Genomic DNA, 12,981 nt, shown 5'->3' with positions numbered 1-12,981 from the left:
CGAACCTAGCCGCGGACGGGCAGGTTCACGGTGACGTCGCGCAGCACCATCGCGCTCGGCGTGCGGCTGCCGTGCAGGAGGAACATGTCCGAGATCGGGGTGACGGTGAGGTACAGCGACTGGCCGGCCGGGATCGAGGCGGCGACCGCGGGCAGTTCGACGGTGCGGCGGGTGCCCAGGTTCAGGCTGTGCTCGCGGTGTGGGAGCACGTTGTTCTGGATCACCTTGGCGGTCAACGGCGACGTGCCCGCGCTGAGGGCGAAGAACGCGCGGCTGTCGAGGCCGAGGGTGCTGACGAGGGCGTCGAGCGTCGGCGACCCGGCGATGGTGAGGGGGCCGTCCGCGATCTTGATCGACTGGGGCAGGCCGACGCCGGCGGTGGTCACGATGTCGGGCAGGGCGGTGGTCCTGGTCGGCGCGACGCTGTCCACGGTGACGCAGCCGCCCTCGGCGGTCATGAGCTGGTAGCGGCCGTGGCCGGTGATCGCGCGCGGCGCGCCGTGCAGGTTCTCGGCCAGGAACCGCAGTTCGAGCTCGTCGTAGCCGCCGTGCCGCGCCGAGCACGCGTCACCCGCGACGGCGTACCCGGCGGGGATGGCGTTGGGCAGCGCGTGGCCGCCGTTGTAGCCGATGAGCAGGCTGTTCGCCCGGGCGCGCGGGGTCAGGGCGCGGTCGAAGTTGTCGACCGCCTGGTCGAGCGGGAACAGGTTGTCGCTGATGCCCTGGTGCAGCAGCACCGGGACGTCCAGCCGGCGGCCGGCGGCGACGTGGTGCGCGGGGCCGTTGTCGCGGAAGAACTCCTCCATCGTGGTGGGCCAGTCGCCGGTGAGCAGGCCTTCGGCGTAGCCGGCGTGCAGCGTCGAGGTGTGCGCGTCGAGGGCCGCGGCGTACAGGGCGGTGACCCACGTGGTGCGGACGACCTCGCGCGGGGCGAGGCTGTCGTTCAGCGAGTGCCACGTGATCTGGGGCGCGAGCGCGTCGAACCGGGTGCGGCCGGTCTTCATGACCTCGGTGAACGCGCCGGCGAACTGGAAGCCACCGCCGTAGGAACCGCCGACCGCGCCGAGCACCGGGTCGTTCGGACCGTTGCGGCGCACCCAGTCCAGCGAGGCGACGTGGTCGATCACCCGGATCACGTCCTCGCCCTCGAACGCCGGGTCCTCCACGTGCGCCTTGCCGCCGCTCTCGCCGAAACCGCGCTGGTCGATGCTGACCACGCCGAAACCCGCGTCCAGGTACCGCTGGAACGAGCCGGGCGCGGACGTGCGGCTGCCGCCCCAGCCGTGGCTGTGCAGCAGCACCGGCACCCGGTTGTCGCGGGAGGCGGCAGCGGGCTTGAACACGCTGACGCAGATGCTCACCGGCCCCGGCTCCAGCGGATCGGTCTCCGGCACGCTCGCGACGCAGACGTGCTCCGGCGCGGGGTGATCGGCGCTCGCGGCGGCGGCGGGGGTCACGGCGACGGCCGCGACGACGAGTGCGATCACCAGGCGCATCGGGTTCCTCCGGTCGATCAGGGCGGGTTGATCAGGGCGGGTTGATCAGGGCGGGTGGATCGCGCAGTGGGTCCAACGAGCGACCGTGAAGATCGTCACGTCGGATATACCTTGTGCGCAACTTAATCGGGCACTAGCTTTATGGCATCACCCCGCAAGACGAACCGAGGAGCACACGATGACCGGCCACAACCCCACCGTCGTCCTGGTACACGGCGCGTTCGCCGACGGGTCCAGCTGGGCCGAGGTGATCGGACTGCTGCGGGCGCGCGGCGTGGAGGCGCTCGCGGTGAGCAACCCGCTGCGCGGGCTGGCGCACGACGGCGACTACGTGGCGAGCGTCGCCGGGCAGGTCGACGGGCCGGTCGTGCTGGTCGGCCACTCGTACGGCGGCCCGGTCATCACGCACGCCGCCGCGAAGACGCCGAACGCCAAGGCGCTGGTGTACGTGGCGTCGTTCGGCGTCGACAAGGGCGAGAGCGCGTTGAGCTCGGTCGAGGGCTTCGCGCCGGTGGAGCTCAACACGTCCTTGGTGCCGCAGCAGTTCCCGGACGGCGACGGCAGCGACACGGAGTTCACGATCCGCCGTGACGCGTTCGCGAGCGTGTTCGCCGCCGACCTGCCGGACTCGGTCACCGCCACCGCCGCGGTCAGCCAGCGCCCGATCGCGGCCCGCGCCCTCGGAGAGCCGCTGTCCGTGGAGCCCGCGTGGAAGACCCTGCCGTCGTGGTTCGTGGTGGCGACGGCGGACAACGCCATCAACCCGGACTCGCAGCGCGCCGCCGCGGCCCGGCTCGGCTCGGCCACCGTCGAGGTGGACGCCTCGCACGCCATCGCCCTCTCCCGCCCGACCGAGGTCGCCGACCAGATCCTCGCCGCCGTCACCGCCGTCTCCTGACCCACCCGCGTGTCGAACCTCCAGGACCCCCGAGTTCCCCGTCGCCCCGCACCGCTCGGCCGCGAGGTGGAATTCGGGGGTCCTGAGTGGACGACACGCGGGCCCGAGCGTTCGACACGCGGGACCTGAGCGTTCGACTCGCGCGGTGGTGGAAGGATTTCGGGTATGCGGGTGCTGTTGGTGGAGGACGACGAGCCGATCGCCGAGTCCCTCACGCGGGGGTTGGGCCGGTACGGCTTCGACGTCGTGTGGGTGCGCACGGGGGCCGAGGCGCTGGCGGCGGAGCCGGCCGACATCGTGCTGGTCGACCTCGGCCTGCCCGACGTGGACGGGCTGGACGTGTGCCGGGAGCTGCGCGCCCGCGGCGACGTGCCGATCATCGTGATCAGCGCGCGGGCCGACGAGACCGACCGCGTGGTCGGCCTGGAGATCGGCGCGGACGACTACGTGTCCAAGCCGTTCGGCGTCCGCGAGGTGATCGCCCGGATGCGCGCGGTGCTGCGGCGGGTCCGGCCCGCGCTGCCCCAACCCGACGCCACCCGGTCGGCGGACGCCCGGCCGACCAGGCTCACGATCGACCGCCGGGCACGACGGGTGCACGTCGACGGCATCGAGGTCGTCCTGACGCCCAAGGAGTACGACCTGCTGGCGTTCCTCGCCGAAGCGCCCGGCGCGGTGTTCACCCGCGAGCAGATCATGGAGGCGGTGTGGGACGCCAACTGGTTCGGCCCGACCAAGACCCTCGACGTGCACGTGGGCGCGCTGCGCCGCAAGCTCGGTGACGCGGTCGCCGTGGAGACCGTGCGCGGGGTCGGGTTCCGGTTGGTGCTGACGTGATCCGCCAGCTGGTCGCGAGCTACGTGCTGCTGGTGCTGGTGGCGATCGCCGCGTTCACCGTGCCGGTGGCGTTCACGCTCACCGACCAGCTCTACCGCGACGAGGAGAACTCCGCCCGCCGGGAGGCGGCGACGGCCGCGCTGCTCCTGGCGCCCGACGACGCGCCGTCCCGCCAGGCGCTGGCCCGCCTGGTCGAGGCCTACCAGCGGCAGACGCCGGGCCGGTTGGACGTGCTGACCGCCGCACGCACCGCCGTCGACCCGCTGCCACTGCCCGCCGCCACGGACGACCCCGCGTTCACCGAGGCGTTGCAGGGCCGCGAGTCGCTGCGGTGGGGCGACGCCGAGGCGCTGGGCGCGGAAGGTCTCGTGCTGGCCGTGCCCGCCAGGTCCGCGGACGGCGCGGTCGTCGGCGCGGTCCGGATCAGCTACCCGTCGGGTCCGCTGAGCACCCGGCTGTGGCAGATCTGGGGTTTCCGCGCGGCCCTGGCCGTCACGGTGCTGATCGCGGCGGCCGTGGTCGGCTTCCTGCTCGCCCGCCGGCTGACGCGCCCGCTGCGCGAGCTCAACCGGATGGCGGGCAGGCTGCGCGACGGCGACCTCACCGCGCGGGTCGAGGAGACCGGCCCGCCGGAGACCCGGACCCTCGCCGGCACCCTCAACACCGCGACGGAGACCATCGGCACCCTCGTCGGCTCCCAGCGCGCGTTCATCGGCGACGCCTCCCACCAGCTCCGCACCCCGCTGACCGCGCTGCGCCTGTCGCTGGACAACATCGCCGACGGCGTGGACGACCCCTACGTGCGCGAGGACGTCGACCACGCCACCGCCGAGGTGGTGCGGATGAGCAGGCTGGTCAACGGCCTGCTCACGCTCGCCAGGGCCGAGTCCACCGTGGCCACGCCGGAGCCCGTCCGCATCGGCGACGTGGTGGCCGGCCGGTTCGACACCTGGCGCGCCGCCGCCGAGGAGCGCGGCATCCGGCTGCGGCACGACGCCGCCGACCCCGACCTGCGCGCCCTGGCCGGGCACGGTCACCTGGAGCAGGTGCTGGACAACGTGCTGTCCAACGCGCTCGCCGTCTCGCCGGACGACGCCGTGATCACCGTGGCGAGCAGGCGGGAAGCCCGCAAGGCGGTGATCGAGGTGGTCGACCGCGGTCCGGGCCTGCCCGCCGCCGACCGGGAGCGCGCGTTCGACCGGTTCTGGCGCGGTCCGGGGCTGACGGGCCGGTCCGGCTCGGGTCTCGGGCTCGCGATCGTCAAGCAGCTGGTGTCCGACGACGGCGGGTCGGCGAGCCTGCACGAGGGCGAGCACGGCGGCCTGTGCGTGCGGATCGTGCTGCGGGCCGCGTGAGACCGGTGTGCCCGGTCAGTCGGCCCGGTCAGTGCGCTTCGGGCATGGCGGACGAGTGGTGGTTGACGATCAGCCACTTGCCGTCGACGCGCTCGTAGGCGAACGTGTAGCGGGCGTCGACCCGGGTGCCGTTCGCGGCCAGGGTGAAGCGGTAGACGCCCGCGTCGATCGCTGTCTCCGGGCCGAGCACCGCCACGTGCGACTCCAGGATCTCGCCGCTGGGCTTGTTGGCCAGGAAGTGCTCGAAGTAGTCCACGATCTCGGCGCGATCGGAGCGGACGTTGTCCGACAACGTCGGCAGCAGCACGGCGTGCGGCGCGTAAAGGTCGGCGACCTGCTGTGCGTCGCCGGTGGCCAGCGCGCGGTTCCAGGTGTCGAACAGCGCCTCGACCTCCTGCGCGGACGGCCCGGCCGCGGTGGTGGCGACCGCGGTGGTCGGTTGCTCGTTGCCGGCGGCCGTGCCGCACGCGGTCAGCGTGACGGCCAGGGCCACCGCGGTGATCGCTCCGGAACGAGTGCGACCGACGTTGCTCATGGTGATCTCCTGCGGGTGGTGCGGATGTCGCTTTCCACTTTCGGGTGACGTGGGGAAGCGACAGCACAGGAGGAGGACAACGCCGGGTAAGGGTTCCACCAAGAAACGGCGTGGCCGACCCGGGAGCCGGCCACGCCGTCCCGGTCAGCCGACCTTGCCGACGCCCGCGCCAGCCATGACGGCGGCCTTCACGGTGTTCGGGTCGTCGAGCGTGTAGGAGTAGTAGTCGCGGGGCTCCTGCACGCTGCCGCTGCAGTCGGGCTGACCCGACTCACCGACGAACACGTTGTTCCGCGCCACGCACCGCCCGCCGGGACCGGCGTAGTTGTTGCTCACCGGCTCCTCGACGTCCTCGAAGTGGTTGCCCTCGACGACGCAGCCCGAGTCCGCCTGGCACGCCACGCCGACGTCGGTGTTGTAGAGGTAGTAGTTGTTGAACACGTGCACCGGCTCGCCGAAGCGGACGCGCGGGTTGCGCTGCGGCGTCCGGTCGAACCAGTTGTGGTGGTAGGTGACCTTCAGCCGGCCGACGTCCTGCGCGCCGTTGCCGTCGTCGTGGCCCAGCAGCATGTTCTTGCTGTGGTTGTGCGTGTGGTTCCACGAGACGGTGACGTAGCTGGAGCCGCGCTTGATGTCGATAGCGCCGTCGTAGCCGTGGGACAGGTCGTTGTGGTCGATCCACACGTGGTGGGAGAACATCTGCACGTTGATCGCGTCGTCGGCCCAGTCGCGGAAGACGAGGTTGCGGACGATGACGTTGCGCACGGCGTCGGCGGGCGGCGAGGTGACGTTCGAGACCGGCAGGCCGATGTTCAGCCCGCCGCCGGTGAAGCCCGAGGCGGAGCCGATGCCGACGATCGTCTTGTCGGACGTGACGTCGTGCATGGGGCCGGGCAGCGCGATCATGCCGCGCACGCAGATGTTCAGCGGTCCGGGCTGGGCGATCGCGGCCAGGAACTCCGCGGCCGTGTCGACCTCGATCGTGGGACCGCCCGCGCCGCCGGTCGTGCCGTTCTGGCCCCACGCGGTGACGGAGGCGAACCCCTGAGGGCGCCCGGACGTGGCGCAGGTGCCGGGTTGCTGCGTGGTGGTGGTCGTGGTGGTGGTGCTCGTCGGCCCGCCCGGTCCGGCCACGTCGGTCACCAGCACGTCGTCGAACGTCGCCGCCGCGTAGTAGGTCGCCACGCCGATCCGGCCGCTGCCGAACGTGACGTCGGTCGCGGTGACGACCTGCGCGCCGTCCACGAAACCGCGCAGCGTGCCGCCGAACGCCTCCAGCCGCACGGTGCGCCAGGCGCCGACGGCCACGGCGACCGGCGCGGTGGCCAGGGCGGTGTGCCCGCCGCCGACCCGCTTGCCGAGCACGGCGGTGCCGGCGTTGGACAGGGCCAGGTAGTAGTAGTTGCCGGTGTTCTGCACCCGGGCGGTCACGGCGACGTGCCGGTTCGAGCCGTTGAACGCGGTCGGCTTGACCCGGGCCTGCACCGACTGGCCGGACCACACCGCGCCGGCGGTCGCCCTGGCGTCGGCGCTGGTGCCGGACTGGCGCCAGGCGCGCGACCCGTCGGCGACCACCGTCCAGCTGCCGCCGCTCGAGCTCCAGCCGGTCGCGTTGCCGTCCTCGAAATCGTCGTCGAACAACGTCGCGGCCGATGCCGAAGGCACCAGCAATACCGCCATCGCGACGACGAACGCGCTCGCCACGGCGGCGAGCGACGCTGATCTGCCGTGCTTGCTCAAGGGAGCCTCCTGTGCTGAACCGGGCGTTCTGCGCCCGATTCCGCCGACCCTTCGGCGTTCACGGTGGTGAATGCGTTCACGCTGGTGAACGTGGGTGTGCACGCGTTCGGGCGACGGTTGCCGACAAACGGAGGCGGCGGTTGGCGGCACGCTCTCGACAGTGCTTCGAATCCTTGCGGCGAAGGTAGGGCTTCGTTTCCGGGACGTCAACGCCACGTCACGCGGCGGGTTCGGAAACCGGTCCGGGAATCGATCCGGAACGGGTTTTCAGGGGCCGTCGACCACGATCGTGTCGAGGACCGACGCGGCGATCGACGCGGCCGGTTCGGCGTACGCGCCGGCGAGGGCGTGGAACACCTGCTCGGCGCGGATCGCGGGCCAGTCCTCGGGCAGGTGCTCGGCGGGCAGCCGGGGGTCCTGGCGGACCAGTTGCAGCCACTCGGTGTGCAGCAGCAGCTGCCTGGCCAGGTCGTCCGGCGCGTCGGCCAGCGGGCGGTCGTGGTCCCAGCGGCGCAGGAACACCTGGTAGCGCTCGGCGATCGCGGGCACGTCGAACGCGGTGTGGGCGATCTGCTCGGCCTCGGTCGGCTTGGCCGTGTGCGCGGTGAACACCTTGAGGTGGTCGTCCAGGTCGAGGTCGTCGACCAGGGCGGGCACGTCGACCACGCCGGGCGCGACCCACAGGCCGTTCTGCAGCGGGCCGAACCCGCCCCAGATCAGCCGCGAGCGCAGGTCGTGCCGCTGGCTGCGCCAGGACTCCGGCACGGAGAAGCCCACCACGGTCCAGGCGCCGTCCCAGTCGCTGTTGACCGCGCCGCTGCGCCAGACCCGGTGCTCGCCGTCCTCCAGCACGGCCGCCGAACGCGCGGTCAGCCCGAAGTACGTGCGCCTGCCGACGCGGTGCCGCGCCAGCAGGTCCCGCTTGACCATGCGGGTCAACGTCGAGCGCACCGCCTCCTCCGACACCCCGACCCGGGCGAAGACGTCGATGACGCTGCCGGAGAAGACCGCGACGCCCCGGTTGAGCACGTGGATGCCGAGGAAGCTGAGCATCAGCGACTGCGGCCGTACCGATGTCTCCTGCTCACGGGCCTGCGGGTCGTCGTGCGGGATCACCGGGCGAGCGTAACCCCGGCTCCGCGACCTTGTGCGACCCGGCCGATCCGCTACCCTCAACGTGAAACGCCTTCATCTTCGGGTCGAGTGAAGGGCGGTCGCGGTGAAGCGGATCGCGTTCCTGCTGGCGCTGGTGCTGACCACTTCCGCGGCCACCGGCGTCGCCGCGCCGGACGTGCCCTGGTTCGACGGCTCCCCCGTGACCGTCGCCGACGGCGCGTTCCGCGACCAGCACGGCCGCGAGGTGGTGTTGCGCGGGTTCAACGTGTCCGGCACGGCCAAGCTCGCCGAGCACCGGGGCCTGCCGTTCGCGAGCACGGCCGACGCGCGGTCGTCCGCGGCGGCGATGCGGCGGATGACCGGCGCGAACGCGGTGCGCTTCCTGCTCACCTGGGCGTGGGTCGAGCCGGAGCCGCGCCGGATCGACCACGGCTACCTCGACCGGGTGGCCGAGCAGATCGGCGCGTTCACCGACCAGGGCATCCGGGTCTACCTCGACTTCCACCAGGACCTCTACTCGCGCCACCTCTTCAACCGCGACAGCTGGTACACCGGCGACGGCGCGCCGGAGTGGGTCGTGCGCGCGGGCGGCTACCCCAAGGAGTCGTGCGGAATCTGCGTGCACTGGGGCCAGAACATGAAGAGCAACAACGCGGTCACCGCCGCGACGCACGACTTCTGGCACAACCGGGAGGTCGCCACGTCCGCCGGGCCGATCCGGATCCGCGACGAGTTCCTGCACCAGGCGGGCGAGGCGATGCGCCGGCTGAAGTCGACGCTGTCGGCCGAGGCGTTCCGGCTCGTGCTCGGCGTCGACCCGCTCAACGAGCCCTACGCCGGGCGGTACGACCAGGGTCAGGACGGCGTGGCCTGGGAACGCGACCTGCTCGTGCCGTTCTACCGGCAGTTCCGGCAGCGGATGGACGACGCCGGGTGGGCCGACAAGCCCGCGTTCGTCGAGCCGCTGGTGTTCTGGAACCAGAACGTGGAGTTCTTCGCCGAGCCGGGCGGTTTCCCGGCGGTGCCGGCGCTCGGCGACCGGTTCGTGTTCAACGCGCACTTCTACGACGGCAAGGCGCAGTCCGGGCTGCTCAAGCCGGGCAAGGCCGCCGACGGCGAGTACACCGCGGACTTCAACCTGATCCGGGACCGGGCGCGGGCGCTCGGGACGGCCGGGATCGTGTCGGAGTTCGGGCACCCGGTCGCCGGTTTCACCTCCGACAAGAACCCGACCGTGCTGAAGGCCATGTACCAGGCGCTGGACTCGCGGCTGCCCGGGGCGCGGTGGTGGTCGGGCGCGGCGGGGTCCGGGCCGGTGCTGTCGGGCAGCCAGTGGCACTGGGACGTCAACTACGGCCGGCACCGCGAGTTGATGAACGACAACCCGGACAAGGTCCGCACCGAGGGTGACGCGATGAACGACGAGCACTTCTCCGCGGTGCGCGTCGACGACGGCGGCAACCACGTGCTGACGGTGGAGGGCCGGGTGGTCGACCGGCTGTTCCCGCGCGCAGTGGCGGGCCGGACGGCGGCGTTCACCTACGAGGACCGCGCCCGCGACGGCGGCGCGGTCCTGTCGTGGAACCGGGTCCCCGACACGATGCCCGCGGTGCGCGCCCTCGTCGGCAGCGGGCAGTTCGGCGTGCTCGTGTGGCGTGGCAACGGTGTCGCCGCGCCGACGGAGCTGCACCTGCCGTCGTCGTTCCCGCCCGCGTCGACCACGGTGGTGAGCGATCTCGGGTCCCTCACGGGGCCGCCCGCGCACACCGGCGCCGAACCGGTGTCCGTCGCGCCGGAACCGGGCGTGCCCGGGGTGAACCGACTGCTTCTGTCCACAAAGGACATAGGAATGCACTTCGCGCTCGTGACGAACAACCCGCCCGCCGGATCGGCCGCCGCCGCACGGGCGGAACTGGCCGCGTGGGTGGCCGCCACCTTCGGCTGACCCGCCGCGACGCCCGCCGTCCCGATCGGAAACCGGGTGTCCGCGCCGTCACCGTACAACTTCGACCCCACCAACGTGATCACCCAGCTGGAGAACCTTTACACCGTGGGGCCTGTCGAACCTGGAGGCGTGGGGCTCGGCGGTACCCGCACGAGTTCCGGGTCTCCCGCGCAACGCCGTCGGGCCCGGCGCACGGCACGTTCCCGACGGCCGAGCCGGCGCTCGGCTGACCGGTGGGGCGCACACCACGACGGCGTCCGCACCGCTTGGCGCGCAAGGGTTTCGCGGGCGGTTGCGCTGTCCGGCCGACGCCGCGGCGGGCGGCGGCGGGTTACCGTTCGATCGATCCAGGACATCGTCGCAACGGAGCGGTCATGCCCGAGCTACGCGCGTCGCTGGCCGCCTTGGCGCTCGCGACCGCCCTGCCGTTCGTCGCCGTGCCGTCGGCGGTCGCCGAGACCACGATGGTGGTCACCGAGCTGGGCCGGCTGACGAGTCACCCCGACCACTACGTCACCGGGATCAACGACCTCGGCCAGGTGGTCGGCAGCGCGCAGGGCCACGGGCTGCCGGCGCACGTCGTGCTGTGGTCGCCGCGCGGCGGGGCGAGCGACCTCGGTCCGGGTCTGGCGGTGGGCATCAACCGGCGCGGCCAGGTGCTCGGGTTGGAGACCCGCGCCGCCGTCGCGCCGTACCGGCACAAGCCGTGGATCTGGTCGGACGGCGCGCGGACGACCGTGATGCAGGCCTACGCGGCGTGGGCGACCGCGCCGGCGATCAACGGCAACGGCGTCGTGCCGGTGAACTACTCGACGTCCCTGATGCGCCGGGACCACAACCGCGCCGCCGTCTGGCAGGCCGGTCGGCACACCGAGCTGTCGCTGTCCGGGCCCGACCTGTGGGTGTACGGGATCAACGACGCCGGCGCCGTGGCGGGCAGCTACGCCTCCGCCGCGGACCAGGACTTCGCCGCCGTCCGCTGCGTCGACGGCGCCTGCACCCGGCTGGGCGGCTCGTCGGGCTACGGCCCTTACATCCCGGAGGCGATCAACGAGGCCGGGGTCGTCGTGGGCAACCGCGGCACGGTCGCGTTGCGCTGGGAGGGCGACGAGGCGACCGAGCTGTCGGAGAACGGCCGGGTCGCGCACGGCGAGCAGTCGCTCAACGAGCGCGGTGACGCGGTCGGGTGGGCGGCCGGGGAGGACGGCGTCCCCCACGCGGTGCTGTGGCCCGCCGGCGGCAAGCAGGTGGAGCTCGCCGTGCCCGCGCCGGCCGAGGCGGTGGGGATCAACGAACGCGGCGACGTCATCGGGTGGACCGCGGCCAACGAGTGGTCCTCGCCCCGCGGGTTCCTCTGGCGCGACGGCCGGGTCACCTACCTGGACCCGCCGACCGGCCACTACAGCCTGCCGGTCGCGATCAACGACCACGGCGTCGTCGTCGGCCACACCACCGGCACGGACAGCACGAACCGGCCCGTGGTCTGGACGCCGGTGCCCACGACTCACGACCGGTGGGCGTTGTGGTAGAGCCGGACGGCGTTGCGCATCGCCATGGTCACGGTCATCGAGCCGACCCGGGGCACGAAGACCGAGGCGCGCTCCACCACGTCGTCGGCGAAGTTCTTCATCGTGGAGAAGTTCAGGCACACCGCGCCCGGTTTGATCTCGTCGGCCCGGACCAGCGGGAAGTCGCGTGACGGCACACCGGTGACCACCACGTCGGCCTCGGCGAGGGCGGTGGCCCGGTCGGTGGCCACGACGTCCACGTGGTGGCCCTGGATGCCGGCCGCGTGCCGGAACGCCAGCGAGCCCGAGAGGTCGAACGACGTGACGTCCGCGCCGTCGTTGGCCAGCATGGCGGCCAGCGGGCGTCCGACGATCTCGCTGCGGTTGAACACGCAGGCCTTCACCGACGCCAGCGGGGTGTCGCCGTCGCCGCGGAACGCGCCCGCCTCGCCCAGCAGCTTCATCACGGCCAGCGGGGTGCAGGGCAGGACGGCCCGGCGGGTGCCGGCGTCGTCGACGAACCGCCGGTTCTCGTAGAGGCAGCGGCTCCAGAACGAGTGCAGGCCCTCGACGTCCTTGCGCGGGTCGACCAGCTCGCGCAGCCAGCGGTCGCGTTCGGGGTCGCGGACCGGGTAGTAGACGAACACGCCGTGCACGCCGTCGTCCGCGCCGGCGTCGCGGACGGCGGCCTCGACGTCGTCGGCGCGCGGCGTGCGGAGGTCGAAGTCGATGCCCACCTCGGCGCACGCGCGCCGGGTGTACTCGGCGTAGGTGCGGGCCGGCCGGTCGCCGTCGACCAGGAAGCCGACGACGGTGAGGCGTTCCGGGATCGCCGCCAGGTCGGCGCGGATCCCGTCGCGGATGGACTCGGCGAGGTCGGCCGGGTCGATGGTGCGGGCGGTCATCGGGACTCCTCCTGGGTGTTCTCGATGCGGGTGTGCGCGGCCACGGCGGCGCGGCGCACGGCGTCCAGTCGTGCGGTGAACGCCGCCGCGTCGTCCCCGAGCGACGCCAGGTTGGCCTCGGCTCCGCGCAAGGTGGCCAGGACGGACCCGAGCAGCAGGTCGGCGCCCGCGCGGACGTCGCTCACGACCGCGCCGGTGACGACGGGCAGCACCGAGAACGCCCACTCCAAGGCTTCCACCGCGTCCGACGCGGCGGTCAGCGGGCCTTCCGTCGCGGCCGCCGAGGCCGCCGCGACCGCGGCCTCCCGGGCGGCCCGTTCCCCGTCCGTGGCACGCGGCAGCCGCCGTGCCCGCAGGTAGTCCTCGAACAGCTCCACGTCGCGGTCGGCGGCGGAGCCGAGGCGGTCGAGCAGGGACTTGCCCGCCGTGATCGCGTCGCCGACCGACGGGTCGCGCCGGGCGGTGATCTCCAAGGCCATGAGCACCAGCGCGCAGCCGAACGCGGCCGTCACCGCGGCCACCGACCCGCCGCCGGGCGTCGGGCTCGCGCTCGCCGTCCGCGCGCGCAGCTCGGCCAGGCTCAGGTCCCACAGACCGTCCGTCACGCGAAGATCATCGCTCGCCCGAGCCCCGGCTGCCACCCATC

The 12,981-nt window shown here is 72.8% G+C and carries 11 protein-coding genes; 5 read left to right on the top strand and 6 right to left on the bottom strand.

The window, feature by feature from the left end; translation table 11 throughout:
• Window positions 1–5: 5 nt before the first annotated feature.
• The gene (locus ABTZ99_RS26495) at window positions 6–1,496 is read right to left on the bottom strand and encodes an alpha/beta fold hydrolase (protein ID WP_499614911.1); all 1,491 of its coding nucleotides are present in this window, start codon (window positions 1,494–1,496) and stop codon (window positions 6–8) included.
• A 178-nt stretch (window positions 1,497–1,674) separates the two neighbouring features.
• On the opposite strand from ABTZ99_RS26495, the gene ABTZ99_RS26490 reads away from it, so the two are divergent.
• The 3 genes from ABTZ99_RS26490 to ABTZ99_RS26480 all read left to right on the top strand — a co-directional run bounded on the left by ABTZ99_RS26490 (window position 1,675) and on the right by ABTZ99_RS26480 (window position 4,586).
• Window positions 1,675–2,394, top strand: a complete 720-nt coding sequence (locus tag ABTZ99_RS26490) for an alpha/beta fold hydrolase (RefSeq protein WP_498784073.1) — start codon at window positions 1,675–1,677, stop codon at window positions 2,392–2,394.
• Between the two features lie 165 nt (window positions 2,395–2,559).
• Complete coding sequence (locus ABTZ99_RS26485) at window positions 2,560–3,231, top strand: response regulator transcription factor (RefSeq protein ID WP_498784071.1); 672 nt, start codon at window positions 2,560–2,562, stop codon at window positions 3,229–3,231.
• Entirely contained in the window at window positions 3,228–4,586 is a 1,359-nt protein-coding gene (locus tag ABTZ99_RS26480; protein WP_499614907.1) for an ATP-binding protein, read from the top strand. Before ABTZ99_RS26485 ends, ABTZ99_RS26480 begins: the two co-directional genes overlap by 4 nt.
• Window positions 4,587–4,614: 28 nt before the next feature.
• Here the strand turns inward: ABTZ99_RS26480 and ABTZ99_RS26475 are convergent, their stop codons facing one another.
• The 3 genes from ABTZ99_RS26475 to ABTZ99_RS26465 all read right to left on the bottom strand — a co-directional run bounded on the left by ABTZ99_RS26475 (window position 4,615) and on the right by ABTZ99_RS26465 (window position 7,977).
• Window positions 4,615–5,121 carry an SgcJ/EcaC family oxidoreductase gene (locus tag ABTZ99_RS26475; RefSeq protein ID WP_499614904.1) on the bottom strand — a complete coding sequence of 169 codons (507 nt, stop codon included), beginning with the start codon at window positions 5,119–5,121 and terminating at the stop codon, window positions 4,615–4,617.
• Between the two features lie 144 nt (window positions 5,122–5,265).
• Window positions 5,266–6,861, bottom strand: coding sequence for a pectate lyase family protein (locus ABTZ99_RS26470; protein ID WP_499614901.1), 1,596 nt, complete (start codon window positions 6,859–6,861; stop codon window positions 5,266–5,268).
• Between the two features lie 267 nt (window positions 6,862–7,128).
• On the bottom strand, window positions 7,129–7,977 hold the full coding sequence (locus ABTZ99_RS26465) for a PaaX family transcriptional regulator (RefSeq protein WP_498784063.1): 849 nt from the start codon (window positions 7,975–7,977) through the stop codon (window positions 7,129–7,131).
• A 103-nt stretch (window positions 7,978–8,080) separates the two neighbouring features.
• Here ABTZ99_RS26465 and ABTZ99_RS26460 point away from each other — a divergent pair, with 103 nt between their 5' ends.
• Together ABTZ99_RS26460 and ABTZ99_RS26455 are read left to right on the top strand one after the other, a co-directional pair.
• On the top strand, window positions 8,081–9,922 hold the full coding sequence (locus ABTZ99_RS26460) for a cellulase family glycosylhydrolase (protein ID WP_499614898.1): 1,842 nt from the start codon (window positions 8,081–8,083) through the stop codon (window positions 9,920–9,922).
• 374 nt (window positions 9,923–10,296) lie between these two features.
• Window positions 10,297–11,451, top strand: coding sequence for a hypothetical protein (locus ABTZ99_RS26455; RefSeq protein WP_499614895.1), 1,155 nt, complete (start codon window positions 10,297–10,299; stop codon window positions 11,449–11,451).
• Here the strand turns inward: ABTZ99_RS26455 and ABTZ99_RS26450 are convergent.
• Window positions 11,427–12,335 carry a bifunctional methylenetetrahydrofolate dehydrogenase/methenyltetrahydrofolate cyclohydrolase gene (locus ABTZ99_RS26450; RefSeq protein ID WP_498784057.1) on the bottom strand — a complete coding sequence of 303 codons (909 nt, stop codon included), beginning with the start codon at window positions 12,333–12,335 and terminating at the stop codon, window positions 11,427–11,429. The genes ABTZ99_RS26455 and ABTZ99_RS26450 overlap by 25 nt on opposite strands.
• Window positions 12,332–12,940 carry a cyclodeaminase/cyclohydrolase family protein gene (locus ABTZ99_RS26445; RefSeq protein WP_498784055.1) on the bottom strand — a complete coding sequence of 203 codons (609 nt, stop codon included), beginning with the start codon at window positions 12,938–12,940 and terminating at the stop codon, window positions 12,332–12,334. Before ABTZ99_RS26445 ends, ABTZ99_RS26450 begins: the two co-directional genes overlap by 4 nt.
• Window positions 12,941–12,981 lie beyond the last annotated feature (41 nt).

Origin of the sequence: Actinosynnema sp. NPDC002837, assembly GCF_040295345.1 — a bacterium.
Classification (GTDB): domain Bacteria; phylum Actinomycetota; class Actinomycetes; order Mycobacteriales; family Pseudonocardiaceae; genus Actinosynnema.
Note: the sequence above shows the minus strand (reverse complement) of the source record. Positions and strands in the feature narration are given on the sequence as shown.